Below are 24451 nucleotides of genomic sequence, written 5' to 3'. Positions count from 1 at the left end.
GAAATCAGTGCTCAAATGTCAGTGCTGCGTCTCACAGATCAGCACTGCACATTTCAAAGACAGTTCGTTAGATTGCGAAGCAAAAACCTAGGTTATAGTCTTCACCATTTTTCGCCGTGAACTCTTTGTCTTCACTTGATGCATTCGGGCGGCCACTTTCATCGCCTTTTACTAAGCTCACCCAGTGACGGATGCCAGAAGAACGGCTCGCCTCAGTTTGACCAAACGTGGTGCACGTCTCTAATTGGATATCTTGAATATCAACCAACTCCAGGCGGCCAGTGCCTTTACGAGCACCGATTGTCACTTCAACGTGCGTACCGCTTTCATCACGGAATAGGATTGCTGAAGGCTTAGATTTATCACCTGTGTAAGCCACAAAGTGTTTAGCGCGTTTCAAACCTGTGTGTTCACCGTTTTTGAAATAAACCTGAACGTGTCGGTAGTCAATCTCGTAGCTCACTACATCTTCGTGAGAACCAGACTCGAGAGGGAATAGAGTATCAAGCAACTGTTTCGCCATTTTCTGCTTTTCGAGTTGCTTGTCTGCTTTCACCATTTCGACGGCAAAGACAGCTTCAGCAATAAAAGTTGAATGGTTTCTGTGAAGTTCTGTTTTGTCTAGTGTCAGCATATTCATAGTCTATCCCTCGTACGGCTTTAAATTTCATTAAGGTCAAACATCCCAATTGACCCTTTTCAAAATTGTTCTTTACTGTGTGGTTTCCATGTTTTTCATACTACTGTTATTTTTGAAACAATTTCACAACAAAAATTACACAGTGTGAATTTTACTAAATTGCTTTTTTACACAAACCGGCATTTCGAGCCCCCAGCCCTTTATTTAACTGGGTTGAGGGTTCCGTAGAAACGCGTTTACGTGTTGTTTGAATTTGTGTAATAACCGACCCCTACTAGCTTATTGTCGATAACACGGTAATACGTGTGCTTGGTTTCGACTTTACTCGACAGCGGGTTCAACCAACGATAAGTGTAAACACCTCGGCCGTTTTCTTTCGCAAGGTTCAACATCTCAGTAAGAATTGGCTTATCGTCAGGGCTTAGAATCTCGCTGTGCGAACGCCCAACTAGCTCAGGAGAGACCCCATGCGCCAGCAACTTTCCAGAGCTCATATCCATCACAAACACATACAAATCCCCTTCTACAAAGCTGCCATCGGCATCATTAAACTCATTTAGGCTCTCTTGTTCTGACTCCACTATCGCGGTCATCGCTCTCGCCAGTAAATTCTTTGCTTCGGCCGCACTGGAACGTTCAGGGTAATAACCGACAGCGACAATCACATCACCCACACGTTCAAAGAAAGTCGTTTTCGGCTCACCCATTCGATCGGTCGGATTGGTCCAGTGATACTTCACTTCACCAAAACCGTTGTGTACTGCTTTGGTGATCATTTCACGGAAAAAAGGATTACCGTAGACGTCTTGCGTATCTAAAACACTGTCACCCACTAACACCATTGACGAGCCGCCGCTGGCAAGGAATTGGCCATCAATGCCCAACGCAAACACATAAAGCTCACCATCGATATATTCAGGGTCACTCATGAAGTCTTTGACGCTATCGTCGCCCTCTTTTTGAACGTGTATCACTGCCTTGGCAAGCAAGGTTTTGGCTCTTCTTTCAGCCTTACTGACAACATGTGGTTCAGAAATATCGAGCACATTGACAGGCTTGGCTTCTTTCTCTATTTCAGAGTGTTCCGCACGTAAACTAATACCACTCACCACTGCAAACACGGCACAACCAATGAGGATGATTCTGGATAAATTCATGGTTATCTCTCCTAATAGCCGACTAAGGACGGTAGCCAAAGCGTAATTTGTGGGAAGAAAGCGATAACGAAAACGCCCACAACAGAAGCAAGAACAAAGGGATGGATCTTCGCGGTGATTTGTTCAACCGTGGAACCCCCTATTCCCGAGGCGACAAAGATATTTTCCCCAAGCGGCGGCGTTGCAAAACCTATCGATAAGGTACACACCACCACGATGCCCACGTGAGTTGGATCAGCGCCCAGCATGTACATGATTGGCAGTAACACTGGCACGATGATCATGATCGCCGCTAAGGTTTCCATAAACATGCCGATGAACAACAACAAGGTAATGGTTAGCGCCCACACCATGTACATGTTGTCGGTAAAACTGAGTAATGATTCAGCCACGACAACCGGGATCTTTTGCTCGATCAACAAGCGTCCAAATACTGTTGCTGCAAAGAGGATCAACAACACACGTCCGGTGATCCATGTCGTGGTCGATAGAGATTTCATCACACTTTTGAACGACAATTCGCGGTGAATAAATACACCCACAAACAACGAATAGAATATCGCTACAACCGCAGATTCTGTTGGTGTGAACATGCCGCTGTAGATACCGCCAAGAATCAAGAACGGCGCTAATATCGACCATAAACCGCGGCGCAAGTAGTGCCTTACATCGCCAAACGACCAGGTTTCAGTCAACCCTTTATAGCCTTCTCGCTTAGCAATGAAGTAGTTGGTTACCACCAGCGTCGAAGCCATGATGAAGCCCGGTACAACCCCAGCAACAAACAGTTTTGGAATAGACAAAGAAGCAAACTGGCCGTGTTGAGCAATGGCTTCCGGTGGCGCCATTAAGCCCATTGCGGAGATACCAAAGATAACCAAGGGAATGGATGGTGGGATGATAATGCCCAAGCCACCAGATGCAGCAGTAACTGCCGATGCGTAGCTCTTATCGTAGTCACGCTTGACCATCGCAGGCACCATTAGCATGCCTACCGCAGCGGTGGTTGCAGGGCCTGAACCCGAGATAGCACCAAAGAAAAGACACGCCATTACCGTTGCTGCGCCAAGGCCACCTGTTACGGGACCCGCTAAGCTTTCGGCGATATCCACCAGACGTTTGGAGATACCCGCCGCCTCCATTAATGCACCCGCAAGAACAAAGGCTGGCAGGGCCATTAGCGGGAAGTTACCCACCGAGGTAAACGCGATTTGTACTAAAGCGATGGGATTTTTGTCGAGCAACATATAGGCCGCCATCGAAGCGCCAGCCAGTGATACTGTGATTGGTGCGCCTAGGATTAACAGCGTTAAAAAGCCACCAAATAAAATTAGAGTTAAATAGGATTCCATTATTACATCTCTCTATTACGACTATTCTCTGTGATGACTATTGCGCTGACTTTTGTGCCGTCATTTTGCGCAGCTCTTTGACTTCTGGATCTTCGTTGGTTGCGCCTTTGAATAAACGCTCATAGTTGTTCCAGATAATTCGAATCATCATCAGTGAAAACGCGATAGGTAAAATCATGTAGAAGTACTTCATCGGGATACCTGTAGTCTGAGACTTCCAAAACAGATTCATTTTGTTGAACACGAAGTCGTAGCTGAGGCAAACGAAGTAGCCGTTGAAACAGAGCCATAAGAAGTCAGCGATGGTTTCACTCACGGTCTGCACGATTGGCGGAAAGAATTTAAAGTGAAAGCTCACTCGGTTGTGCGCCGACATCTTGGCCGCAACAACAGCCCCTAGATAGGCAAACCAAACGAACATGTAAGTAGCGACCTCATCCCCCCAAGGGATAGAGTAATCAAAGAACTGACGAGTAAGGATTTGTGTAAACAGCAATAGGACAAAGCTTGCGAGCAGCAGACAACAGGTATATTCCTCAATGTTGTTTAGGTGCGTTTTTATTGTTTTAGCGACTGACATATAACCTCCAATGTTGATTTCCACATGACAACCAGTCGCTCACGGTCCTAAAAAGATCAGGTACAGAACAGATCAACGAGTACAGCCATGTAAAAGCCCTATCTCACTGTTCTATCGCTAGGTGATTAAGTAGCGCAGAACAGCCGATAGGGCGAATCTAATCGTTACTTTCTACCTAGTAACTCAAGAACGTCGTCTAGCTTGTCTTTGCCTCCAATGCTTGAGTAGAACTTAGGCCAAACTGACTTAGTCACCTTGCTGATCCACTCTTGCTCGTTGTCTGCTGGGTCTGTGAATACCATGCCTTTCGCTTGTAGCTCTTCACGGATCTTGTTTTCCGTATTTTCTAGATAAGCAAAACTGTGCTCTGTCGCTTCCTGACCTGCTTCAAGAATGATTTTTTGCATTTCAGGAGTCTGTTGTTGGAAGACCGTTTCACTCACAATTAGAGGTTCCAAAGAGAAAATGTAGCGAATGTTGGTCACGTACTTTTGTACTTCGTTGAATTTCATCGCGTGGACTGTGATGTAAGGGTTATCCTGTCCATCTACCACGCCTTGTTGCAGGCCAGTGAAAGTCTCAGACCACGCCATTGGCGTTGGGTTTACACCCCATGCTTGATAAGACGCGATCATGATTTCGTTACGAGGAACACGAATCACTAGCCCTTTCAAATCTTCTGGTGAAGCAACAGGCTTTTTCGAGTTAGTCAAAACCCTAAAGCCAGAATAAGCCCAACCTACGATGCGAACACCAGCATCACGAATCGTGTTATCAACTAAATCTTGGCCTACTTGACCTTGAGTCAGTAGCACTGCTTCTTCTGCGCTTTGAATCACGTAAGGCATGGTCAATAGACCAACGGTTGGAGAGAAAGGCGTCACGTTGTTGATCGCCAGTACAGAGAAGTCGAGAAGACCAATTGCCGCATCATTGACGGTATCTTGCTCATTGCCTAATTGGCCGTTCGGGAACAGATCGATTTTCACTTTACCGTCTGTTTTTTGCTCCATCAGTTCAGAGAATGAGGTCGCTAATTCCCACTGCGTACCACCAGCAGCATCGCCGATAGCCATTTTAAAATTCGCTGCTGCCGCGGTATGAGATAACACCGTTGTTGCTACAATAGTGACACCAGCAATAATTTTATTTTTAATCAATTTCATAGTCTTAACCTTTCCTATCATACAGACTTCCTGCCTGTACTTTGCTCACAAGGTGACCTGGTACAACTTTCCTGGTCGTAATTCTATTTCCCTATTTTGGAAACAATGTTCGGGTAGTTACAGCCTTTCATCCTTTAACGAATACCACTGATAAAGGAACCGCTGCCCCATTCTTCGAAACGGTGCAAACATCTCTGATTCCACCACTTCCCTCACGTTGGGGAACGGAAGTTTTGATTCAAATATTGGTAGGTCGAGCTTGTGACCTTCGCCTGCTATCCACTGAGCAAGGCGCTTACCTGCTTGAGCGGAATACATCACACCATTGCCGCCATACCCTAGTGCGTAGAATATGGATTGCTTTGGATTCGGCTGATAGATTCTTGGCATCATATCGTGGCTAACATCCACCCACCCCCACCATGAATAATCGATTTTGATCTGATCGAGAGACGGGAATTTTCGGGTCAAATCCGCTCTCAACATGTCTTCGTATTTCTTTTCAGGTGCATTCTTGCCACTGATGGCACTGCGTGTACCGATCTGCACTCGGTTATCGGGTAATAAACGGTAGTAATGACGCAAAATTCTGGTATCAGTAATCACCTGATTGGTTTTGAAGTTACACGCGGCGATTTCGTCTTGAGTTAACGGACGTGTCACCATCGAGTTAGAAAGTACGGGTAATAGGCGATTTTTAAGCTCTGAATGCAAACCTTGGCTGGTATACCCGCCAGTACAAACACCGACAGAGCGAGCCTTAACCACACCACCTGGCGTTTTCAGGTAATGCACACCGTTGCGAGTTTCCCAGCCCATAACGGGACTCGATGGGTGAACTTTAACGCCGAGTGCTCTCGCCTTTCTTAGATAACCAAACGCCAGTTTCCCTGCATGGATACCAATACCTTCTGGCTCATGCATTGCGCCTGCCGCTTCTTGATCACCAACGTAATCACGCTTTACGGTTTCCGCATCTAAGATCTGCGCATCGTAATCGAACGTGTCGCGCAGCAACTTGGCTTCTTTTTCAAGTGTTGCCATCACTTTGGGACGATGGGCAACGTATAAGTGGCCGCCCGACTGTGGGTCACAATCAATGTCTTTGATCAGAGACTTAAAGGTGTTCATACCATCGACGCATTCGCGATGCATTTTCAGTGCGGTTTCTAGTCCCCAGCGTTCAATCCACTGAGAACGCTTCAAACGTCCTGACGCACACTGAGCCTGGCCACCATTTCGGGTACTGCAGCCCCAACTCATACGGTTAGCTTCAATCACAGTCGCTTTAATACCGTACATTTCAGCAAGGTGTATCGCGGTGCTTAGGCCTGTGTAGCCTGAACCGATTATCGCCACATCCACATCCATATCCGATGTAATTGGACCATCATCTTCAGGTGGCGCGCCTGCGGTATCTACCCAATAAGTCGGGGCGTATTCCTTACCGTGACCTGGGCTCTTGTCTTTAAGTGGATCGTATTTTGGATCGTATCTTTCTTTTGCTTGGGTACTTTCTTGTGCTTGGGTGCTTTTCACCTTTGGCGACACATCGGCTGCCGGTTGTTCCATTACTAAACTCATAATTCGACTCTCCTAGTCATAACACGTGGACTGATTTTGGTTTCGTGTCTAGCTCTTGGGAGTGTTGTTAGGAGTCAAAAGAGGTCGTGTTTTACGGAAGGCATTTTTTACGCTGATTTTTCCATCTTTCAGGGTAAACACATCAACCATACGAGCTTCGATGACGGTGCCATCTGGGTTAGTCGCAGAGAACGTTGATTCGCTTACCGCGCGGTCTCCACACACAAAGTGGACAGGATCGCTCCAGGCTGCATCTGGAAAGTTCTGCCAAACCAATTCAAAGCTATTGCGAACGGCTTCGTACCCTTCGATAGTGTTGCCAAGTTCGCCTTCTCCTGCCACGGTGTGGAAGACACAGTCTTCGGTCATAAACGACATTAGCGCTTCAATATCATGGTTATTCCATGCATCACTAAAAGACTGTAAAAAGGCGGTGTCGACTTGGTTTTCCAGCACGAATGTCGCTGCATTGGTTTGCATATTCATATTCCAGAATCCTTTATGTTTTCGTTATTGGTTTAAATTTCAGTAGCTTTGCGCCACTTTTTTATTAGAGTGTTTAAACTAGATCTGTAAAAACTTAACAACTTGATAACAAGGTTCATCACTCTAACTTCGAGTTACTTTATAAACAATCTTTAAGCTCACAGATTTCATCTTTTTATAAATTAATTGGTGTTCTAATTTTATTTATCTCGTAATCACTAGATCTATATGAGCTCTAAATAAAATCAGTAGAAATATTAGACTTTAGTCGAAATCAAAATCTTGATGGTACTTTCGGCCATACTGCTCAAGCTGGCGATCATGAGTATTCACTTGTAATTCAATATTACCCTCACCTTTATTAATAACTTGATTGTTATCTACATGGGCTTCATTTTTTATATCAGTTAGCTTCTCTTCGATATAATCAGTCGGTTCATTTAAAACATTCATGGATATTAACTCCTTTATCAGGTTTACTTTCGCTGACGGAAGAATATGAACGGATACTAGACCGTTTGAATATTCTTTCTCATCGTACAAAGGCTGAATGGCATCATTACTGCCGTCCTTAAATGGATGAATGGAATACCACTTGTCCTTGCGCGGCTCTTGCTGATCGCAATCCGCCACATTAAATATCTGAGTTTTGTTGATATTACACGGCGAGCTAAAAACACTAACCCGCTGATAATCAATAGCTTTAATTATGTTTATGCAGTCTTTACTTTGGCTATGGCACACAGACCACAACGCATTAATCAGGCTATCTGTCCATTCAAGTAAACGGGTGGGAAAGCCCTGCTTTTTGGCTAAACACATCAATAACCAATCATTTATGTCGTATGAGCTCAGCGAGTGACCACCGTAAACTCTCACTGTTGAAAGCAACTCTTGTTCGACACGGCGTATGTTCTTACGATTGGAACGGCCTAAACTTGGCATTAGATTATTATTTTCATAATCACACACGTTATACATCAAACCACGTTGGTCACTGCATTCATTCATTAATGAATTAATTATTTTATACACCTCTTCGAGTGAGCTTATATAACGTTTATTGTTCACAGCATGCATGTAATAGGTCACTTAATTTAAATTTATTACAATTAAAAATTAACTATCATGGTTAATCAGTATCGTTACGAATGATTTTAAAAATGACAATAGGTATATGTCTTTATCAATGGCCATATATCCTCATCAATAACTAACAGTTATAAAACCATTAACTAGGGAGCAATTAGCTAAGGGTCGATTAATAAGGAACGACAAAGTTTATATAACTAAAACCACTTATATATACAACAGTCATTTAATTCATGTTCTAACGTTTGACTAAGGATTATTGAAATACGGGTTGCCGGTATTCACTTAAGTACATTGCCAATACCCGTTAATATTGCCCGACCACATTCTCGATTGCACTTTCTCTAACACTCTCGAAAATACCATGGCCGGACAAACTTCCTACGACTTATACGTAATCTTTGTATTTATCTAGGAAACGAACCGGTGTTGATAGCGCATCTCGGCGGAACGGGTCGCCCAACTCCTGAGTACACATGATTTCAATGATGGTTGTTTTGCCTTCGTTCATCTGCATGTCGATGGCTTTTTGCAAGGTTGGACCTACATCTTCAAGCTTATCAACCGTGATACCTTCAGCGCCCATTGCTCGTGCGATTTCAGCAAAGCTTTGGTTATCTAGCTCACCGGCAACAAAGCGTCGGTTGTAGAAGTCGACTTGGTTCTTCTTCTCTGCACCCCATTGACGGTTGTGGAATACCACGGCTGTCACTGGAATGTTATGACGAACACATGTCATGGTTTCCATCAGGCTCATGCCCCACGCACCGTCGCCTGCATAAGAGATAGCTGGGCGATGAGGTGCTGCTGCTTTCGCGCCAATGATGGTCGGGAACGCGTAACCACAGTTACCAAAACTCATTGCCGCAAAGAAACTACGTGGTTTTTCAAAGCGTAAGTAGCTGTTTGCCACCGAGTTGATGTTACCGATATCGGTTGAGACCATTACGTCTTCTGGCATCGCTTTTTCTAGCTCACGCAATACTTGGCGCGGGTGAAGGTATTCACCACCAGAGAACGGAGTCTCGTGTGAGTTTTCTTCAATCATATCCAAGCTGAACGAGTCACGTTCGTGTGTCCACTCATCAAGCTCTTTTTCCCAAAGTGCTTTCTCTGTTGCGACCGTGTCTTGACGAGCGCCTTTATTGTCATCACACAACAATGCACGGCCTTCCAATCTTTCAGATAGAGCAACCGCAGCTGCTTTCGCATCACCACAGATACCAACTGAAATCTTCTTAACCAGACCTAGCATCTTGTTGTCGGCATCAATCTGAATGATTTTCGCGTTCTTCGGCCAGTAGTCCATACCATGTTGAGGCAACGTACCAAATGGACCAAGACGTGTACCCAAAGCGATAACCACATCCGCTTGAGCCATCAACTTCATTGCTGCTTTCGAACCTTGGTAGCCTAAAGGACCACACCATAATGGGTGACTAGCAGGGAACGAGTCATTGTGCAGGTAGCTGTTCACTACGGGTGCGCCTAATCTTTCTGCCAGTGCCGCACACTCTTGAACTGCATCAGCCATTACCACACCGCCACCAGAAATGATGACTGGGAATTTCGCTTCAGCTATCAGGTCTGCTGCTTCATTCAGAGATTTCTCACCACCTGGACCACGGTCTAAACGCGCGGGTTTAGGGATCTCAGTTTGAGTTTCGCCGTAGAAGTAGTCACGTGGAATATTCAGTTGAGTTGGACCCATTTCACTCATCGCGCGGTCAAAACATCGACCCGTGTATTCCGCCATACGGTCTGGGTGCGTTACGTGTCCTTGATACTTAGTGAACTCTTGGAACATTGGAAGCTGGTTACACTCTTGGAAACCACCTAAGCCCATTGTTTTAGTGCCTGTCTCTGGCGTCACAATGACGACCGGGCTATGTGCCCAGAACGCAGCTGCAATTGCTGTTACACAGTTACTAATACCAGGGCCATTTTGCCCGATGACTACACCGTGGCGACCCGATACACGAGAATAACCATCTGCCATGTGGGCAGCGCCTTGCTCGTGTACTACTGGAACCAATCGAATGCCAGCAGGAGCAAAGATATCCATTGCGTCCATAAATGCTGACCCCATGATGCCGAACATGTCGGTAACATCATTAGCAACCATAGTTTCAACGAACGCTTCTGATGGTGTCATTGTTACTGTGCCGGAAACAACCGTACGTTTTTCTTGCTCACTCATTCTTCCATTCTCCTTGAGTTAACCAAAATTTCATTTTTCGGAATGAATCGTCTCTTTTTTTAATTCATTTTCACCTTAGTAGTAGATTTTTTGCGCGTCAACTTTTTATATTAAATTGGAACAATTCATTCTAATTAATAAAACTGGATCACATTATTGATAGTTTTTCGTACAAAAAGTGCCGTTAACTTAGAGTGAGCTGTTAATAATCGATGACATACCGCCCATCGCGGCAGTCATGGAAGCTATTAAGAGGGAAGAAAAATGAATGATGCGGAATTGATACCAACACAACCAATAAGTGTGAGAGAGTGTTTTGGCATCGACAGCAACCTAACCGTATTGGCGTTTGAACATGCGGGAGAGTATGTACCCAAGGTCGATCCTAACTACTGTTTTGATCCTGAAGTAACGCTAGCCATATTGGCGGGCTTCACTTCTAATCGCCGCACGTTGATACAAGGTACACACGGAACGGGCAAGTCTTCCCACATTGAACAAATCGCCGCGAGATTGAACTGGCCGTGTTTGAGGATCAACCTAGACGGGCACTTAAGCCGATTGGATTTCATAGGAAAGGACAGCATCGTCATTAAAGACGGAATGCAGGTAACAGAGTTTAAAGAAGGCATTCTTCCTCAGAGCATTCAACAACCCATCGCACTGGTGTTAGATGAGTACGACGCTGGTCGTCCTGACGTGATGTTTGTGATTCAACAGCTATTAGAACAAGACGGCAAATACACCTCTTTAGAACAAAACCGAGTGATCACGCCTCACCCTTCTTTCCGCTTGTTTGCAACCTGCAACACGCTTGGCTTGGGTAACTTCTCAGGTTTGTATTCTGGCACTCAAGTGCTTAACCACAGTCAGTTAGATAGATGGAACATCATCGCTACGCTCAACTATTTAGACCCACAACATGAAACCAAAATCGTGTTATCTAAGCTTCCAGATCTGAATAATGAAAGTGGCCGACAACTGGTCGAGAAAATGATCGCAACCGCAGGATTAACGCGTAACGGGTTTCGGGCTGGCGACCTTTCGACTGTGATGTCTCCGCGAACAGTGCTCACTTGGGCTGAAAACATCCAAATATTCGACGATGTAGCGACGGCATTTAGGTTGTCATTCTTGAATCGCTGTGAAGACGAAGAGAAAGAACTGGTTAGCGAATACTATTTCCGTTGCTTTGGTGAAGCCTTGGAAACGCATACTCAAAACTATTCGCACTCGGAGTCGTAAACCATGGCCAATGTTTCTTCTCAGCAGAAAAAGATCCTCGATATTGGTGTGTCTGTCGCCAGAGCAATCAGTGGCGAACTCAATCTGAACTATCGGGGAGAACGTCTCTATAAAGGCAATAAGCCCTGTTATTACCAGTCCGCACATACTAACGATCTCACCTTTGTGTCTCGCCACGAGCTAAAAAACAGCAAGCTATCGATGCAGGGCAAGATCGATTCATCGGCACTGCGATTATTGCTTTCAGACGCTGACCTCCACTATTCACTACGCCCTCAAAACGAAATAGAACGTCTGCTTTACGACTTCTGCGAACAGGTCCGAATTGAATCTCAAGTCCCGCCTTATCTAAAAGGCGTGACCACCAGCATCCAATTCAACTTTGCGTATTGGAGCAACCAATATCATCAAAATGGCTTTACCGAATCACGAATAGGCATGTTGCTGTTTACACTGATGCAAGTCATCTACACCCGCTTAACTGGCGTTCCGGTGTCTGAACCTATCGCTGAGACCATTGAATCAACTCGCGCCGGCATCGTGCCTACTTTTGGGCACAGCCTTAAGCGCTTAAAGCAACATAGAACCGACCAACAACAGTTTGCTCACTGCGCCAATCAGCTTACAGCCCTTGCACAAGAGTTAATCAACCAAGAACAAGAGAGTGATAACTCGCCCACGCCAACGGTCGAAGAAGACATCAAGATCCTTGCGCAGCTTGCCCTTATCGTTGATGGAGACATTCAAGATCAAGACGTCGATACTGACATCACGGGCAGTAGCAAGGTATTCGAGTTGTCGGGTGCAAATTATCAGGTCTTTAATTCAGAATTGGATCAAGTCATCGCGGCAGACAAACTCGTCAGGCGCGCCCTATTACTCGAACTGAGACAAAAGCTCACTGATGAAATCATGGCGAGACAAGTCAACACTCGCCGTTTAGCCGCGATGCTCACTCGCTTTGTTGCCACTCCACAAACGAACCGACGTCAGGATCATTTAGAAGAAGGCATTGTTAACGCCACCACCATAACCAAGCTCATCACGTCGCCATTGGATCGCACTGTCTTTTATCAACCTGACATCGGCGCATCTCATCAATGTGCCATCACGTTTTTGATGGATTGTTCAGGCTCAATGCAAAAGCACAGTCACAAGCTAAGTCTGCTGATGGACACCATTCTCAAATCCGTTGGATTGGCTGATATCCCATTTGAGATCATTGGCTTCACTACCAACAACTGGAACGGTGGCAAGGTCTATCGACAGTGGCTTAAACAAGGCCAACCAAAGCACCCAGGCCGCTTGAACGAAGTTCGGCACATCGTGTTTAAGGATTTTGATACGCATTGGAGACGATCTCGCCTTGGCATTGCGAGTCTTCGTAAAGCAGACGTCTTTAAAGAAGGGATTGATGGCGAAGCGGTGCAGTTCGCTAGCCAGCGGTTGCAACAGCACACTGCTCAACGAAAGGTTTTGATCGTGTTCTCAGACGGCTGCCCAATGGATACCGCCACCAGCACCGCCAACGATCAGTTCTATTTGGATAACCACCTCAAACAAGTGATTGAACGTGAGTCGATCAAAAACGGAATTGAGATTCATGGCGTGGGGATGGGAGTGGATTTGAGCCCATATTACCGCAACAACATTACCTTGGACGTACAAGAGAGCTGCTTGTTCGGGCTATGTAGGAACATCTTTGAGATGCTAAAGCGCTGACGTGTCAGTGAGGAGGGAGTCATCAAGCATTAAACGAGAATCAAGCCCTCCTCCTTCAAAGATAACTTTGATAAAGAAAACGTTCTAAGCCAAAAACAACGACCATGCAGAGACCGCCATCAAATACCCGCCTATCAACATCAACACAATAAACACTAACTTTCTGAGTTGATCATTAGACAACGGCGGTGGGAAACGTCGAGCAAACATCGTGACAAGCGCCACCAAGGGGACAGCAATAGCAGATAACCACAGTATGCTCTGTTCCATGTCGCCTGCAGCGTAGACATTGACAGTACGCGACATCGACGTACAAGCGAAAACCATCAGCAGTGTGCTTCGCACCAGATCGAGCGTAAAAGGTTGCCGATAAAGATGATAAACAATCGGTGGACCTGCCATCCCAAACAACCCACCCGCTAACCCAGAGCTAAAGCCTGAGACAAGGAAAGATACGGTTGCCGAGCGATCCTTTCTGGTTTTAGGTTTGAACATAAAACTCAAACCTGCGAATAGCACCATCGCACCCAATAGTCCTCGGAGAATATGGGTTGCCGAATCGCTTAACTCGTCCAGCAAGTACACCCCCATCGAAACGCCGGGAATAATACCGATGACCAACACCACCAGAATCTTGAGTTCCCCAAGCAGTGGCTTACCCATCAATGCGACCAAGCAATTGAACAAGGTCACAATACTGACCACAGCGGCTATAACGGGTAAGGAAACCAGATTAAGGCTAACCGTTAAACCAATCACGATGATACCGAGGCCAAATCCGGTGACAGTTTGAAAATAGGTACCCACCGCAATAGTGGTAAGAATGGCGAGTAAAACAGGTAACTCCATTAGCTATCCTAATTAGGTTGTTTGGGGGTTGGATATGAGTGCGAATTTGAGTGCTAGATTCAGGAGCGAGATGTTAATACCTAAAATCAAACGTCGACTCTTGTCTTTCTTCAACCTCAGCTTCAGTATCAGCCTTAGAATCAGACACTTTCCCTTGCTGTGCTTGCACTGCGGTCACCGCGATCACATTAAAGATGTCTTGTGCGCAACACCCTCTTGATAAGTCATTCGCAGGTTGATTTAACCCTTGTAATAGTGGACCAATCGCAACTGCCCCGCCTAATCTTTCCGCAAGCTTATAACCAATATTACCGGCTTCTAAATTGGGGAATATCAACACGTTCGATTGACCTTTCACCTCTGAATCTGGCAGCTTCTTCGCGGCAATCTCAGTCACAATCGCGGCATCGAGTTGAACATCCTGATCGACGGCGATTCCGGGACAACGCTGTTTCACGAGTTGAGCCGCGGTACGAACCTTATCGACCGATTCGTGCTTGGCACTGCCGTTGGTCGAAAACGACAGCATTGCGACTTTAGGTTCTTCCATCAGTAGCGTTTGAGCGCTGTTTGATGCGGCCACTGCAATCGATGCTAGCTCGGTTTCATTGGGGTTAATCACCAAACCACAGTCACTGAAAATCATGCCGCCTTTAAGATTATGGAAAGGCTCACACAACATCATCAGAAAGAAACTGGACACCAATTCACTGTCTGGCGCGGGGCCGATAATCTGAAGCGCAGCTCGCACCACATCAGACGTGGTATAAACCGCACCATTAACTGTGCCATCCACCAGCCCCTCTCTGACCATCAAATTGGCAAAAACGAGCGGGTCTAGAACCAGCTCTAGCGCATCATCGTAAGTCATACCTTTCGCTTTTCTTAATGTATACAACCGCTCAGCGAGCACTTCTTTGAGTGATGACGCCTGTGGGGAAACAATATGAATGCCAGCGAGGTTAATGTGGTGAAGTTCTGCAGCAGCGATGATCGCCGATTCATCGCCCACAAGTGTGATGTGAGCGAGCTGTTTATCGATTGCTATTCTTGCAGCAGCTAGCACTCGCGGGTCCTCCGCTTCACTCAAAACAACGCGCTTACGATCTAAATGAGCTTTATCAATAATCCGTTCAATCGCCTTCATCTTTAAATTCCATTTATTGAGATTAATTGTTCCATAATTTATATTTATATTATTGAAATAACAAAAAAGGTCAAATTTTATTCAGATAATTGAAGAATAATGATTTGGTATGTACACTCTTAGGCATAGACATATCGCAAGGATGAATCACTGTATGCAAACAGAAACACCGCAAGTTCAAGGGGATACACCGACCCTCCGACTTTTTGCACTATTAGAGGTGATAGCGCAAAAAGACGAGTTTATTTCTCTGCAAGGTTTAGTCGAAGAGACCGGATTACCAAAACCCACGCTGCACCGAATGCTTCAACAGTTAGAAGCGGCGGGCATCATTCAAAGAGATGGCGACGAAAAGCACTACAGCTCAGGTATTCGACTCAGAAAACTTGCCGAAAACCTACTTTTGAATAGCACCATGCACAGCGCGCGACGCACTATCCTTGAAAACCTTCGAGCAGAAGTCGGCGAGAGCTGCAACCTAACCGCACTATCGAGCGGTGAGATCATCTACCTTGATCGCGCAGAGACCGAAGCGCCACTTCGCTTCCACCTGCAACCCGGCTCTCGCGTTCCTGTTCACTGCTCAGCGACAGGTAAACTGTTTTTGGCTCACATGTCGAAATCACAGCGCAGAAGACTGATTGAAAACGTGCCACTGACTCAGTACACAGTCAAAACCATCACCGACTACTCAGTGTTAGAGCAAGACATCGAAGAAGCGAAGATCCAAGGCTTTGCGATTGATGACGAAGAGTTTCTGCCAGGTTTGGTGTGTATTGCGGTACTTATTCCATCGCCTACGGGCCAATCTAATCTCGGCTTAGCAATTCAAGCACCTGTAATTCGAGTGAAACCGGACGAAGCAATAAAATTCTTGCCCGCACTTCAAAAAGCAGCAAAAGCGCTGGCGAAGATCGAAGCTGATAATTGGAGTCAGCAGTAAGCACTTTCTTAAAGAATTTCGAAGTCCATGACTTAGCTGCTCATGGATTTCGAAAGCCCTACTTTGGTAAACAATGCTTGCGCAAACAAGGGCTTCAAAACTATCGAATTAACGACCACAATCTGCGACTAATCAACATTTGGTCGAAGTGATCTGAACACTCGCCAACCCGCACATCAGCAACACGTCTAAAGTAATCACGACAAAGGAATCACGATGCTAAACATTGATAACCAGCACTTACTCTCTTTTATGGTGACAGAAGCGAACAACGCAGTTGCAGTCACAAACCCAGCAACGGATGAACTCATCGGGAACGCACCGATATCATCAGAAACAGAGTTAGCGAGCGCGATCGAACGAGCTCATGTAGCGCAGAAAGAGTGGGCAAAAATCCCTGCTAAATCTCGTGCTGCACTACTTCATCGCTGGCACCAGTTGATCCTCGAAAACAAGGATGACCTTGCTCGAATCATGACAATGGAACAGGGCAAGCCGTTAGCCGAGGCGACAGGTGAAGTCGTGTATGGCGCGAGCTTCATTGAATGGTTTGCAGAAGAAGCGAAGCGCACTTATGGTGATTCCATTCCTAGCACAGTCGCTGGCAAACGCTTGGTGACCATCAAGCAGCCTATTGGTGTCGCATGTGCGATTACGCCATGGAACTTCCCGATTGCAATGATCACTCGTAAAGCGGCTCCTGCCTTAGCTGCAGGTTGTAGCTTTGTCGTGAAACCTTCGGATGAGACACCGCTTTCTGCGTTTGCTGTGGTTGAACTGGCTTATCAAGCGGGTATCCCTAAAGATCTGCTCCAAGTAGTGCTTGGTGAAAGCCCAGAGCAAGTGGGCAACCTATTCACTTCGCATCCGCTTATCAAAAAAATCTCTTTCACTGGGTCGACCCGTGTGGGCAGTATTTTGATGGCTCAAGCAGCAAAAGGCATCAAACGCACCTCAATGGAACTTGGCGGTAACGCGCCATTTATTGTGTTTGACGATGCCGACATCGATGCAGCCGTTCAAGGGGCAATGGCGTCGAAGTTCCGTAATGCAGGTCAAACATGTGTCTGTGCAAACCGATTCTACGTTCACAGTAAAGTGTACGATGAGTTTGTGGCTAAATTCGATCAAGCGGTTCAGCAGCTTAAGATTGGTAACGGTTTAGATGAGGGTGTCACGATTGGACCTGTTGTCAGCCTGAATGCGAAGAACAACATCCAAGCTTTGATAAACCGAGCGATTGAACAAGGTGCTGCGCCTGTCACGCCAACTCAGGAGCTTAATGGGCTTTTCATTCAGCCTGTTGTTCTTAAAGATGTAAAACACAGCATGGACATCGTTCAACAAGAGATATTTGGCCCAGTCGCGCCTGTGATGAAATTCGACACGGACGAAGAGCTTATCGAGATGGCCAACGATACGATTTATGGTTTGGCGTCTTACTTCTACAGTCAGAACATCCACCGAGTGTGGAACATTGCAGAAGCGCTTGAGTACGGTATGGTCGGCATTAATGATGGTCTAATCTCAACCGAAGTCGCGCCTTTCGGTGGTGTGAAACAATCAGGTATTGGCCGTGAAGGTGCGAAAGAAGGCATCGATGAGTACATGGACATTAAGTATCTTTGCTTTGGCGGAAAATAAGGTTGGTAGTAACTAAGTTCTGGCAGTGATTAGGGCTCGGAAATAATTAAGTCTTAGTGAGCACTAACCTGCCCCATTCTCCCCCCTTCCCACCACAAAAATGAATCAAAAAAAAGCCGCGCTATAAAAGCGCGGCACCTTGGGCTCGGTTAAAGGGGGTTTCTTTTTTTAGTATTTTACAATCTCTGTTTTTGTTATTCGGTTGCTTCACTATCCCTGCGCTTTCAGTTTTAGACGCATCGCGTGCAGCACTGGCTCGGTGTAACCGCTCGGCTGAGCACAGCCTTCGAATACCAACTGACACGCCGCTGAAAATGCAATGCTGTTTTCAAAATCAGGCGCCATGTTACGGTAACTCGGGTCGCCAGCGTTTTGCTCATCCACCACTGCGGCCATACGCTTCATGGTTTTCATTACCTGAGCTTCCTCGCAAATGCCGTGACGTAACCAGTTCGCAATATGCTGGCTTGAAATACGCAGCGTCGCTCGGTCTTCCATTAACCCTACATCGTTAATATCAGGTACCTTCGAACAACCAACGCCTTGGTCAATCCAACGAACCACATAACCCAAAATACCTTGGGTGTTGTTATCCAGTTCACTTTGAATATCTTGCGCGGTAAGCTTTTGATCGCCCAGTAACGGGATAGTAAGAATATCATCGACATTGGCTCTCACTCGCTCACGAAGCTCTTTCTGACGGCTTGGTACACTCACCTTATGATAGTGCAGCGCGTGCAAAGTCGCGGCGGTTGGAGAAGGAACCCAAGCGGTATTGGCACCCGCTTGTGGATGTCCGATTTTCGCGTCCATCATCTTCGCCATATTATCCGGCTCTGGCCACATACCTTTACCAATCTGGGCTTTACCTTGCAGGCCACAAGCTAAGCCAAGATCAACGTTTTGATCTTCGTATGCGCCAATCCAAGTCATGGTTTTCAGCTGTGTTTTAGGAGCAAAAGGCCCCGCTTCCATACTGGTGTGAATCTCATCACCCGTTCGGTCTAAGAAACCTGTGTTGATAAACACAACACGATCTTTAGCTGCACGAATACATTCTTTAAGGTTAACCGAAGTACGACGCTCTTCGTCCATGATGCCGACTTTTATCGTGAATCGATCTAGCCCTAATGCATCTTCAATACGGCCAAACAATTCATTAGTAAAGGCGACTTCTTCAGGGCCATGCATCTTAGGTTTTACGATGTTGATACTGTTCGCAGTCGAGTTTTGGTACGCGCTGTTGCCTTTTAAATCATGCATCGCAATTAACGAAGTGATCATGCCATCCATAATGCCTTCAGGCACTTCATTACCTTCGGCATCAATAATCGCAGGGTTAGTCATCAAGTGGCCGACATTACGGATGAACAACATGCTGCGGCCTTTTAGTGAAATCTCACCACCCATCACGCTGGTGTATTGGCGATCGGGATTAAGGTTACGAACAATAGTTTTGCCGTTTTTCTCTAGTGATTCTTGCAGATCACCTTTCATCAAGCCTAACCAGTTACGGTAAGCCAATGCTTTGTCTTCACCATCAACTGCAGCAACCGAGTCTTCGCAATCCATAATGGTTGTTAGGGCAGCTTCGACCAACACATCTTTAATACCCGCCACATCAACGCTACCAATCGGTGCGCTTGGGTCAATTTGAATTTCGATGTGCAGATTATTGTGTTTAAGAAGAATGCACGAAGGGGAACTTGCGTCACCTTGATAGCCAATGAACTGGTCGCTATCAATGAGAGTGACTTCTTCGCCGTTATCGAGTGTCGCTATGAGCTTATTGCCGATGCTAGCGTTACTGATGCTGTATTTGGTCACGTCTTTATGAGAGACACCGTTTAATGGCGCTGCATCATCAAGGAACTCACGAGCATAAGTCACTACTTTAGCGCCACGAGCAGGGTTAAAGCTTCCGCCCTTTTCCGCGCCATCACTTTCACTGATCACGTCCGTTCCGTAGAGCGCATCATATAGACTGCCCCAACGCGCATTGGCTGCGTTAAGTGCAAAGCGTGCGTTCATGATTGGCACCACAAGCTGCGGCCCTGCTTGTGTTGCGATCTCAGGTTCTACGCTGGCTGTCGTCACTTGAAAGTCATCGCCTTCAGGAACCAAATAACCGATCTGCTGTAAGAACTGTTTGTACTCTACAGGATCTAGCGTTTGCCCGGCACGCTCTTGGTGCCAAACGTCAATTTGATGTTGAAGATCTTCACGCTTGATAAGCAATGCGCGATTTTTTGGCGCCAAATCTTCAAGAATGGTTGCAAATGATTGCCAAAAGTCTTCAGCGACAATGCCTGTTCCAGGAATCACCTGCTCATTAATTAATTGGTAGAGGGTGCTATCAATGTTCAAGCTTCCCTGTTGAATACGACTGCTCATAAAATCTCTCTCAAACTAATTGATGGCTACTCAATAAATTTTCGTGACTAGCTCAAATTTACTTTACTGATTTAAACTTACTTAACGGACATGAATTTAGCTAATTTATGCCGGTTATATTGGATATTCATATAAAAAATACCCTACAAACTATGTTATTCCGTCACTCCACTCTCGATTTCGTTAGCGACACTTTTAATCAAACGACGCATCCACTGATGGTCTGGATTGGTTTGTAACAATGGACTCCACGCCATCTTCACCTCAAAGGGTTCAATCGCAAATGGCGCAGGCTTGATCAACAATCTAGGATTATTGCGCTGCAGTTGAGCTGCTTTGGTAGGAATAGTCAGGATAAGGTTCTTCTGCTGAGCGAAGAGAATCGCCGACAAATAGTGTCGAGTAAACACCGTGATGTTACGGGTTTTACCGATGCGCATTAATGCCTCATCTATCCAACCAAGCTTTTGTGCTTCACTTGGGTTTATTCCCACTCCCGTTCCCATACCTGTCTTACTTACCCAAATATGTTGTGCCTTTAAATAAGACAAAATATCGAAGTTGTCGGCGATCGGGTTGTCACAACTAAATAGGCAAGAAAACCCGTCGTGCCAGAGGCTCATCTGGTGAAACGACTGAGGAATATCGTCAAATCGGTTGATAATTATATCAACGGTACCTTGCTCTACATCCTGATAACTCACGTCACTTGGCGTCATGATATCCAGTCGTATTTTCGGTGCTATCTCACTTAACCTTTTCAGAAGAGGTTGAATAATGGTCGACTCTGCATAGTCACTCGCCATGATACGAAACACGCGTTCACTGTCTTCTGCATTAAACTCTGTGGTCGGTTGCAGTGTCTTCTCTACATTCGCCAAGATGTTTCGAATCAGTGGCTGCAACTTATGCGCGCGTTCGGTCGGTATCATCCCTTCACTTGTTCTTACTAATAGCGGGTCTTCAAACAGATCACGCAATCGGCGAAGGCCATTACTCATGGCTGGTTGAGTAATACCCAATTGATTTGCTGCTCGTGTAACGTTTCTTTCACGTAGCAACATGTCTAAATACACAAGCAAATTAAGGTCTATACGAGCAATATTCATAAGAAAAATACCGAATATAATAACTATAAATTAACAAAATTATCACATGAGTGGTTATTCTTTGTCCATAGCAAAGTTTTAATCCAAGCCAATTTGGCAACCATACCCCACGTGAAACTAAGGAATAGTTATGTCGCAAATTACACAAGATATCGAAATGATTGAAGTTGCAAAAAGCGCTGCTGGTGCTCCATGGGATGCAATTAACCCTGAATCTGCTGCTCGTATGCGAGCTCAAAACAAATTCAAAACAGGTCTGGATATTGCGCAATACACGGCAGATATCATGCGTGCAGACATGGCGGCTTACGACGAAGACAGCTCTCAATACACTCAGTCTCTGGGTTGCTGGCATGGTTTCATCGGCCAACAAAAGCTGATTTCTATTAAGAAGCACTTTGATGGCAAGACTGACCGTCGTTACCTATACCTTTCTGGTTGGATGGTTGCTGCACTTCGCTCTGACTTTGGTCCACTTCCAGACCAATCTATGCATGAGAAAACATCCGTTGCTGGCCTAGTAGAAGAGCTATACACATTCCTACGCCAAGCCGATGCTCGTGAACTGGGTGGTTTATTCCGTGAGCTAGACGCTGCGCGTGAAGCAGGCGATGTGAACCTACAAGACCGTATTCAAGACAAAATAGACAACCACGTGACACACGTAGTGCCAATCATTGCCGATATCGATGCTGGTTTCGGTAACGCAGAAGCGACTTACCTAATGGCTAAGCAGATGATTGAAGCGGGAGCTTGTTGTCTACAAATCGAAAACCAAGTAGCCGATGAGAAACAATGTGGTCACCAAGACGGCAAAGTAACGGTTCCACACGCTGACTTCCACGCAAAACTTCGTGCGCTTCGTTACGCTTTCCTTGAGCTAGGCATCGACAACGGCATCATCGTTGCTCGTACCGATTCACAAGGTGCTGGCCTAACAAAAGAAATCGCCGTAGTGAAAGAGCCGGGCGACCAAGGTGACATCTACAACTCATACCTAGATGTTGAAGAGATTGATGTTGCTGATATGGCTGAAGGCGATGTTTGTTTCAACCGTGACGGCAAGCTAGTTCGACCTAAGCGTCTACCTTCAGGTTTATACCAATTCCGCCAAGGTACTGGTGAAGATCGTTGTGTATTTGACTGTATCGAAGCAATCAATGCAGGTGCTGACCTACTTTGGATTGAGACTGAGAAACCACACATCGGTCAAATCAAAGAGATGATGGACGGCGTACGTGAAGTTCACCCTAATGCGAAGCTGGTTTACAACAACTCTCCATCATTCAACTGGACGCTAAACTTCCGCCAACAAGCATACGATGCGATGGTAGCAGAAGGTAAAGATGTTTCAGCTTACGACCGTGCTAGCCTAATGAGTGCTGAATATGACGAAACTGAATTGTCTAAACGAGCTGATGACAAGATTCGCACATTCCAAGCGGATGCATCTCGTGAAGCGGGTATCTTCCACCACTTGATTACGCTACCGACTTACCACACTGCAGCGCTGTCAACCGACAACCTTGCAAAAGAATACTTCGGTGACCAAGGCATGCTGGGCTATGTTGCAAATGTTCAGCGCAAAGAGATACGCCAAGGCATCGCTTGTGTTAAACACCAAAACATGTCTGGTTCAGACATCGGTGATGATCACAAAGAATACTTCGCGGGTGAGAATGCACTAAAAGCCGCGGGTGAAGCGAATACGTCTAATCAATTTGATTAACCGCTAACGCTAAAGCCTCCCCCGTCCTTCTCTCTTACTTAGGTAAGATCCGGGGGAAGGCTTTGAGATAAAGCTTGTACTGCCAGCTTTATCTCAAAGCCTCAGATTTGTGTTCCACACCACGGTTAACCGAACAACTTCTGTTTAAGCTAACTGTATACGTATTTGTTAAGATTCTTATTTTTTGAGAGTGCCTATGACTTCAATACCTACACACCTACAAGATGCAAAAACACTGTTATCAGAGAATGGTTTCGCGACGGGTGATACTTGGTATCACGGCACATCTTCCGCTTTATTGGCTTCTATTCAAGGCCAAGGTTTAAAACGTTCTGGAGACAAAGCGCTCAACGAAGCAGCTTCAAAAACTATGGCGACCATCGGCAACAACTACACCGAATCGGTTGAGCCAGTGTTTCTCACCCAGAGCAAAGAACTGGCATATTACTGGGCTCAACAAACCGTTCGTGAGCGAGGCGTTCGCTTCGAAGGTGAAGAACAGCCTATCGTATTAGCGGTAAACTTATCTGAAAAGCAACGTGCCAAAGTAAGACCGGACGTAGGAGCAATGAGTCTATTGATGATGAGTGTGGGCGAGCAATTCATGTCTCACCTCACTGAAATTTATCAAGCCAATAACATTGCAGGCCCCGACATCGAGCTTCGTACTGCTGATCGCATGGACTACCTCAATAAACTCGGTATGGCCTACATTGATGAAGACATCAGCCGTGCTTGTGTTCAGGAGTTAGCTGAGCCCGAGTTGGCCGACTGAAAACGTTCAACAAATCAGTCTTCTTAAAAACAAAAATGGCTCCCAATACGGAGCCATTTTTATTTGCTATAAGCCTATCTCACAAGATACAGACGCATCTAGATTATGAGCACAGAAGACCTTTCTGTGCAGGTTGCGTCATTTCGATGTCACCTTGTAGAGAACGGTAAACGATGGTGTTCCACACTTCACCATTATCCATTTCAAACTCAATAGCGTAATTCAAACCCGCGACAACCTGAGTTCGAACACTCAAGATCTGCTTGAGCTCAGCTGAAGTGTTCATTTGGCTAAGAACTGCGTTTAAAGCTTGCTTGGCTTCTGGTGTTATCTCACTTTTCGACCAACCACCCGTCAGGTTTTTAGTGCTGCAGATGGGGTTCGCATTCTCTTGCGGTTGAGTTGGTACTTCTGATTTCTGACTACACCCAGCTAACGCCACGACACTAAACAAGGTTGCTGTTCCAAGTAATGATGTTAATCGTACGTTCTTCATAAATTCTCTCTACCTCAATCATTTACGAGGGATTACTCGCAATAATGTTTCATATGCAGGCAAGCTTAAACCTCGAATGTCATCACTTCATCAGAGATTATGGTGTAACTACTCTATAAACACAGGAGATTGTCAGGAAAA

At 45.7% G+C, this 24451-nt stretch carries 20 protein-coding genes; 6 read left to right on the top strand and 14 right to left on the bottom strand.

What is annotated here, in order from left to right; genetic code table 11:
- Positions 1–67 precede the first annotated feature (67 nt).
- The 9 genes from AB4503_RS14590 to xsc form a co-directional block, all read right to left on the bottom strand.
- Positions 68–640: a malate synthase gene (locus tag AB4503_RS14590; protein ID WP_017059967.1), complete on the bottom strand. Its 573-nt coding sequence runs from the start codon at positions 638–640 to the stop codon at positions 68–70.
- Between the two features lie 236 nt (positions 641–876).
- Positions 877–1797 carry a cache domain-containing protein gene (locus AB4503_RS14585; RefSeq protein ID WP_017059968.1) on the bottom strand — a complete coding sequence of 307 codons (921 nt, stop codon included), beginning with the start codon at positions 1795–1797 and terminating at the stop codon, positions 877–879.
- Positions 1798–1808: 11 nt separating this feature from the next.
- Positions 1809–3149, bottom strand: a complete 1341-nt coding sequence (locus AB4503_RS14580) for a TRAP transporter large permease (protein WP_017064290.1) — start codon at positions 3147–3149, stop codon at positions 1809–1811.
- Positions 3150–3186: 37 nt separating this feature from the next.
- Entirely contained in the window at positions 3187–3729 is a 543-nt protein-coding gene (locus tag AB4503_RS14575; protein ID WP_372115239.1) for a TRAP transporter small permease, read from the bottom strand.
- A 164-nt stretch (positions 3730–3893) separates the two neighbouring features.
- Entirely contained in the window at positions 3894–4895 is a 1002-nt protein-coding gene (locus AB4503_RS14570) for a TRAP transporter substrate-binding protein (protein WP_136974686.1), read from the bottom strand.
- Between the two features lie 117 nt (positions 4896–5012).
- The gene (locus AB4503_RS14565) at positions 5013–6479 is read right to left on the bottom strand and encodes an NAD(P)/FAD-dependent oxidoreductase (RefSeq protein ID WP_372115237.1); all 1467 of its coding nucleotides are present in this window, start codon (positions 6477–6479) and stop codon (positions 5013–5015) included.
- Positions 6480–6527: 48 nt separating this feature from the next.
- On the bottom strand, positions 6528–6965 hold the full coding sequence (locus AB4503_RS14560) for a nuclear transport factor 2 family protein (protein WP_017064287.1): 438 nt from the start codon (positions 6963–6965) through the stop codon (positions 6528–6530).
- Positions 6966–7229: 264 nt separating this feature from the next.
- The gene (locus tag AB4503_RS14555) at positions 7230–8045 is read right to left on the bottom strand and encodes an FRG domain-containing protein (protein WP_372115235.1); all 816 of its coding nucleotides are present in this window, start codon (positions 8043–8045) and stop codon (positions 7230–7232) included.
- 400 nt (positions 8046–8445) lie between these two features.
- Positions 8446–10257 (bottom strand): sulfoacetaldehyde acetyltransferase, encoded by a 1812-nt coding sequence (xsc, locus tag AB4503_RS14550; protein WP_017057935.1) that lies wholly within the window; start codon positions 10255–10257, stop codon positions 8446–8448.
- A 264-nt stretch (positions 10258–10521) separates the two neighbouring features.
- Here xsc and AB4503_RS14545 point away from each other — a divergent pair, with 264 nt between their 5' ends.
- Both AB4503_RS14545 and AB4503_RS14540 read left to right on the top strand, forming a co-directional pair.
- Positions 10522–11502: an AAA family ATPase gene (locus tag AB4503_RS14545; protein ID WP_372115233.1), complete on the top strand. Its 981-nt coding sequence runs from the start codon at positions 10522–10524 to the stop codon at positions 11500–11502.
- Positions 11503–11505: 3 nt separating this feature from the next.
- The gene (locus tag AB4503_RS14540; protein WP_372115231.1) at positions 11506–13224 is read left to right on the top strand and encodes a cobaltochelatase CobT-related protein; all 1719 of its coding nucleotides are present in this window, start codon (positions 11506–11508) and stop codon (positions 13222–13224) included.
- 84 nt (positions 13225–13308) lie between these two features.
- Here AB4503_RS14540 and AB4503_RS14535 read toward each other — a convergent pair whose 3' ends face one another.
- Both AB4503_RS14535 and pta read right to left on the bottom strand, forming a co-directional pair.
- A complete protein-coding gene (locus tag AB4503_RS14535) occupies positions 13309–14073 on the bottom strand; it encodes a sulfite exporter TauE/SafE family protein (RefSeq protein WP_102464849.1) in 765 nt (254 codons plus the stop codon).
- 73 nt (positions 14074–14146) lie between these two features.
- Positions 14147–15220, bottom strand: a complete 1074-nt coding sequence (gene pta / locus AB4503_RS14530) for a phosphate acetyltransferase (protein ID WP_372115229.1) — start codon at positions 15218–15220, stop codon at positions 14147–14149.
- Between the two features lie 154 nt (positions 15221–15374).
- Between pta and AB4503_RS14525 the strand changes: the two genes are divergently transcribed.
- Together AB4503_RS14525 and AB4503_RS14520 are read left to right on the top strand one after the other, a co-directional pair.
- The gene (locus tag AB4503_RS14525) at positions 15375–16163 is read left to right on the top strand and encodes an IclR family transcriptional regulator (RefSeq protein ID WP_372115227.1); all 789 of its coding nucleotides are present in this window, start codon (positions 15375–15377) and stop codon (positions 16161–16163) included.
- A gap of 216 nt (positions 16164–16379) precedes the next feature.
- Positions 16380–17807 carry an NAD-dependent succinate-semialdehyde dehydrogenase gene (locus tag AB4503_RS14520; RefSeq protein ID WP_372115225.1) on the top strand — a complete coding sequence of 476 codons (1428 nt, stop codon included), beginning with the start codon at positions 16380–16382 and terminating at the stop codon, positions 17805–17807.
- A 210-nt stretch (positions 17808–18017) separates the two neighbouring features.
- Here AB4503_RS14520 and AB4503_RS14515 read toward each other — a convergent pair whose 3' ends face one another.
- A complete protein-coding gene (locus tag AB4503_RS14515; protein WP_372115223.1) occupies positions 18018–20201 on the bottom strand; it encodes a malate synthase G in 2184 nt (727 codons plus the stop codon).
- Between the two features lie 155 nt (positions 20202–20356).
- Entirely contained in the window at positions 20357–21310 is a 954-nt protein-coding gene (locus AB4503_RS14510) for a LysR family transcriptional regulator (protein ID WP_012600244.1), read from the bottom strand.
- 130 nt (positions 21311–21440) lie between these two features.
- Here AB4503_RS14510 and AB4503_RS14505 point away from each other — a divergent pair, with 130 nt between their 5' ends.
- Both AB4503_RS14505 and AB4503_RS14500 read left to right on the top strand, forming a co-directional pair.
- Positions 21441–23039: an isocitrate lyase gene (locus AB4503_RS14505; protein WP_136981762.1), complete on the top strand. Its 1599-nt coding sequence runs from the start codon at positions 21441–21443 to the stop codon at positions 23037–23039.
- A 196-nt stretch (positions 23040–23235) separates the two neighbouring features.
- Positions 23236–23814, top strand: coding sequence for a hypothetical protein (locus AB4503_RS14500; RefSeq protein WP_017067975.1), 579 nt, complete (start codon positions 23236–23238; stop codon positions 23812–23814).
- Positions 23815–23917: 103 nt separating this feature from the next.
- Here the strand turns inward: AB4503_RS14500 and AB4503_RS14495 are convergent, their stop codons facing one another.
- Complete coding sequence (locus AB4503_RS14495) at positions 23918–24310, bottom strand: cystatin domain-containing protein (RefSeq protein WP_017064277.1); 393 nt, start codon at positions 24308–24310, stop codon at positions 23918–23920.
- Positions 24311–24451 lie beyond the last annotated feature (141 nt).

Origin of the sequence: Vibrio sp. 10N.222.55.B11 (genome assembly GCF_041473705.1) — a bacterium.
In the GTDB taxonomy this organism is placed as follows: domain Bacteria; phylum Pseudomonadota; class Gammaproteobacteria; order Enterobacterales; family Vibrionaceae; genus Vibrio; species Vibrio crassostreae_C.
Note: the sequence above shows the minus strand (reverse complement) of the source record. Positions and strands in the feature narration are given on the sequence as shown.

Coding starts and splice junctions, on each gene's coding strand:
- AB4503_RS14520 (WP_372115225.1), top strand. CDS start 16,380: ATGCTAAACATTGATAACCAGCACTTACTCTCTTTTATGGTGACAGAA.
- xsc (WP_017057935.1), bottom strand. CDS start 10,257: ATGAGTGAGCAAGAAAAACGTACGGTTGTTTCCGGCACAGTAACAATG.
- AB4503_RS14555 (WP_372115235.1), bottom strand. CDS start 8,045: ATGCATGCTGTGAACAATAAACGTTATATAAGCTCACTCGAAGAGGTG.
- AB4503_RS14575 (WP_372115239.1), bottom strand. CDS start 3,729: ATGTCAGTCGCTAAAACAATAAAAACGCACCTAAACAACATTGAGGAA.
- AB4503_RS14535 (WP_102464849.1), bottom strand. CDS start 14,073: ATGGAGTTACCTGTTTTACTCGCCATTCTTACCACTATTGCGGTGGGT.
- AB4503_RS14565 (WP_372115237.1), bottom strand. CDS start 6,479: ATGAGTTTAGTAATGGAACAACCGGCAGCCGATGTGTCGCCAAAGGTG.
- AB4503_RS14495 (WP_017064277.1), bottom strand. CDS start 24,310: ATGAAGAACGTACGATTAACATCATTACTTGGAACAGCAACCTTGTTT.
- AB4503_RS14580 (WP_017064290.1), bottom strand. CDS start 3,149: ATGGAATCCTATTTAACTCTAATTTTATTTGGTGGCTTTTTAACGCTG.
- AB4503_RS14515 (WP_372115223.1), bottom strand. CDS start 20,201: ATGAGCAGTCGTATTCAACAGGGAAGCTTGAACATTGATAGCACCCTC.
- AB4503_RS14545 (WP_372115233.1), top strand. CDS start 10,522: ATGAATGATGCGGAATTGATACCAACACAACCAATAAGTGTGAGAGAG.
- AB4503_RS14510 (WP_012600244.1), bottom strand. CDS start 21,310: ATGAATATTGCTCGTATAGACCTTAATTTGCTTGTGTATTTAGACATG.
- AB4503_RS14570 (WP_136974686.1), bottom strand. CDS start 4,895: ATGAAATTGATTAAAAATAAAATTATTGCTGGTGTCACTATTGTAGCA.
- AB4503_RS14525 (WP_372115227.1), top strand. CDS start 15,375: ATGCAAACAGAAACACCGCAAGTTCAAGGGGATACACCGACCCTCCGA.
- AB4503_RS14560 (WP_017064287.1), bottom strand. CDS start 6,965: ATGAATATGCAAACCAATGCAGCGACATTCGTGCTGGAAAACCAAGTC.
- AB4503_RS14585 (WP_017059968.1), bottom strand. CDS start 1,797: ATGAATTTATCCAGAATCATCCTCATTGGTTGTGCCGTGTTTGCAGTG.
- AB4503_RS14540 (WP_372115231.1), top strand. CDS start 11,506: ATGGCCAATGTTTCTTCTCAGCAGAAAAAGATCCTCGATATTGGTGTG.
- AB4503_RS14500 (WP_017067975.1), top strand. CDS start 23,236: ATGACTTCAATACCTACACACCTACAAGATGCAAAAACACTGTTATCA.
- pta (WP_372115229.1), bottom strand. CDS start 15,220: ATGAAGGCGATTGAACGGATTATTGATAAAGCTCATTTAGATCGTAAG.
- AB4503_RS14590 (WP_017059967.1), bottom strand. CDS start 640: ATGAATATGCTGACACTAGACAAAACAGAACTTCACAGAAACCATTCA.
- AB4503_RS14505 (WP_136981762.1), top strand. CDS start 21,441: ATGTCGCAAATTACACAAGATATCGAAATGATTGAAGTTGCAAAAAGC.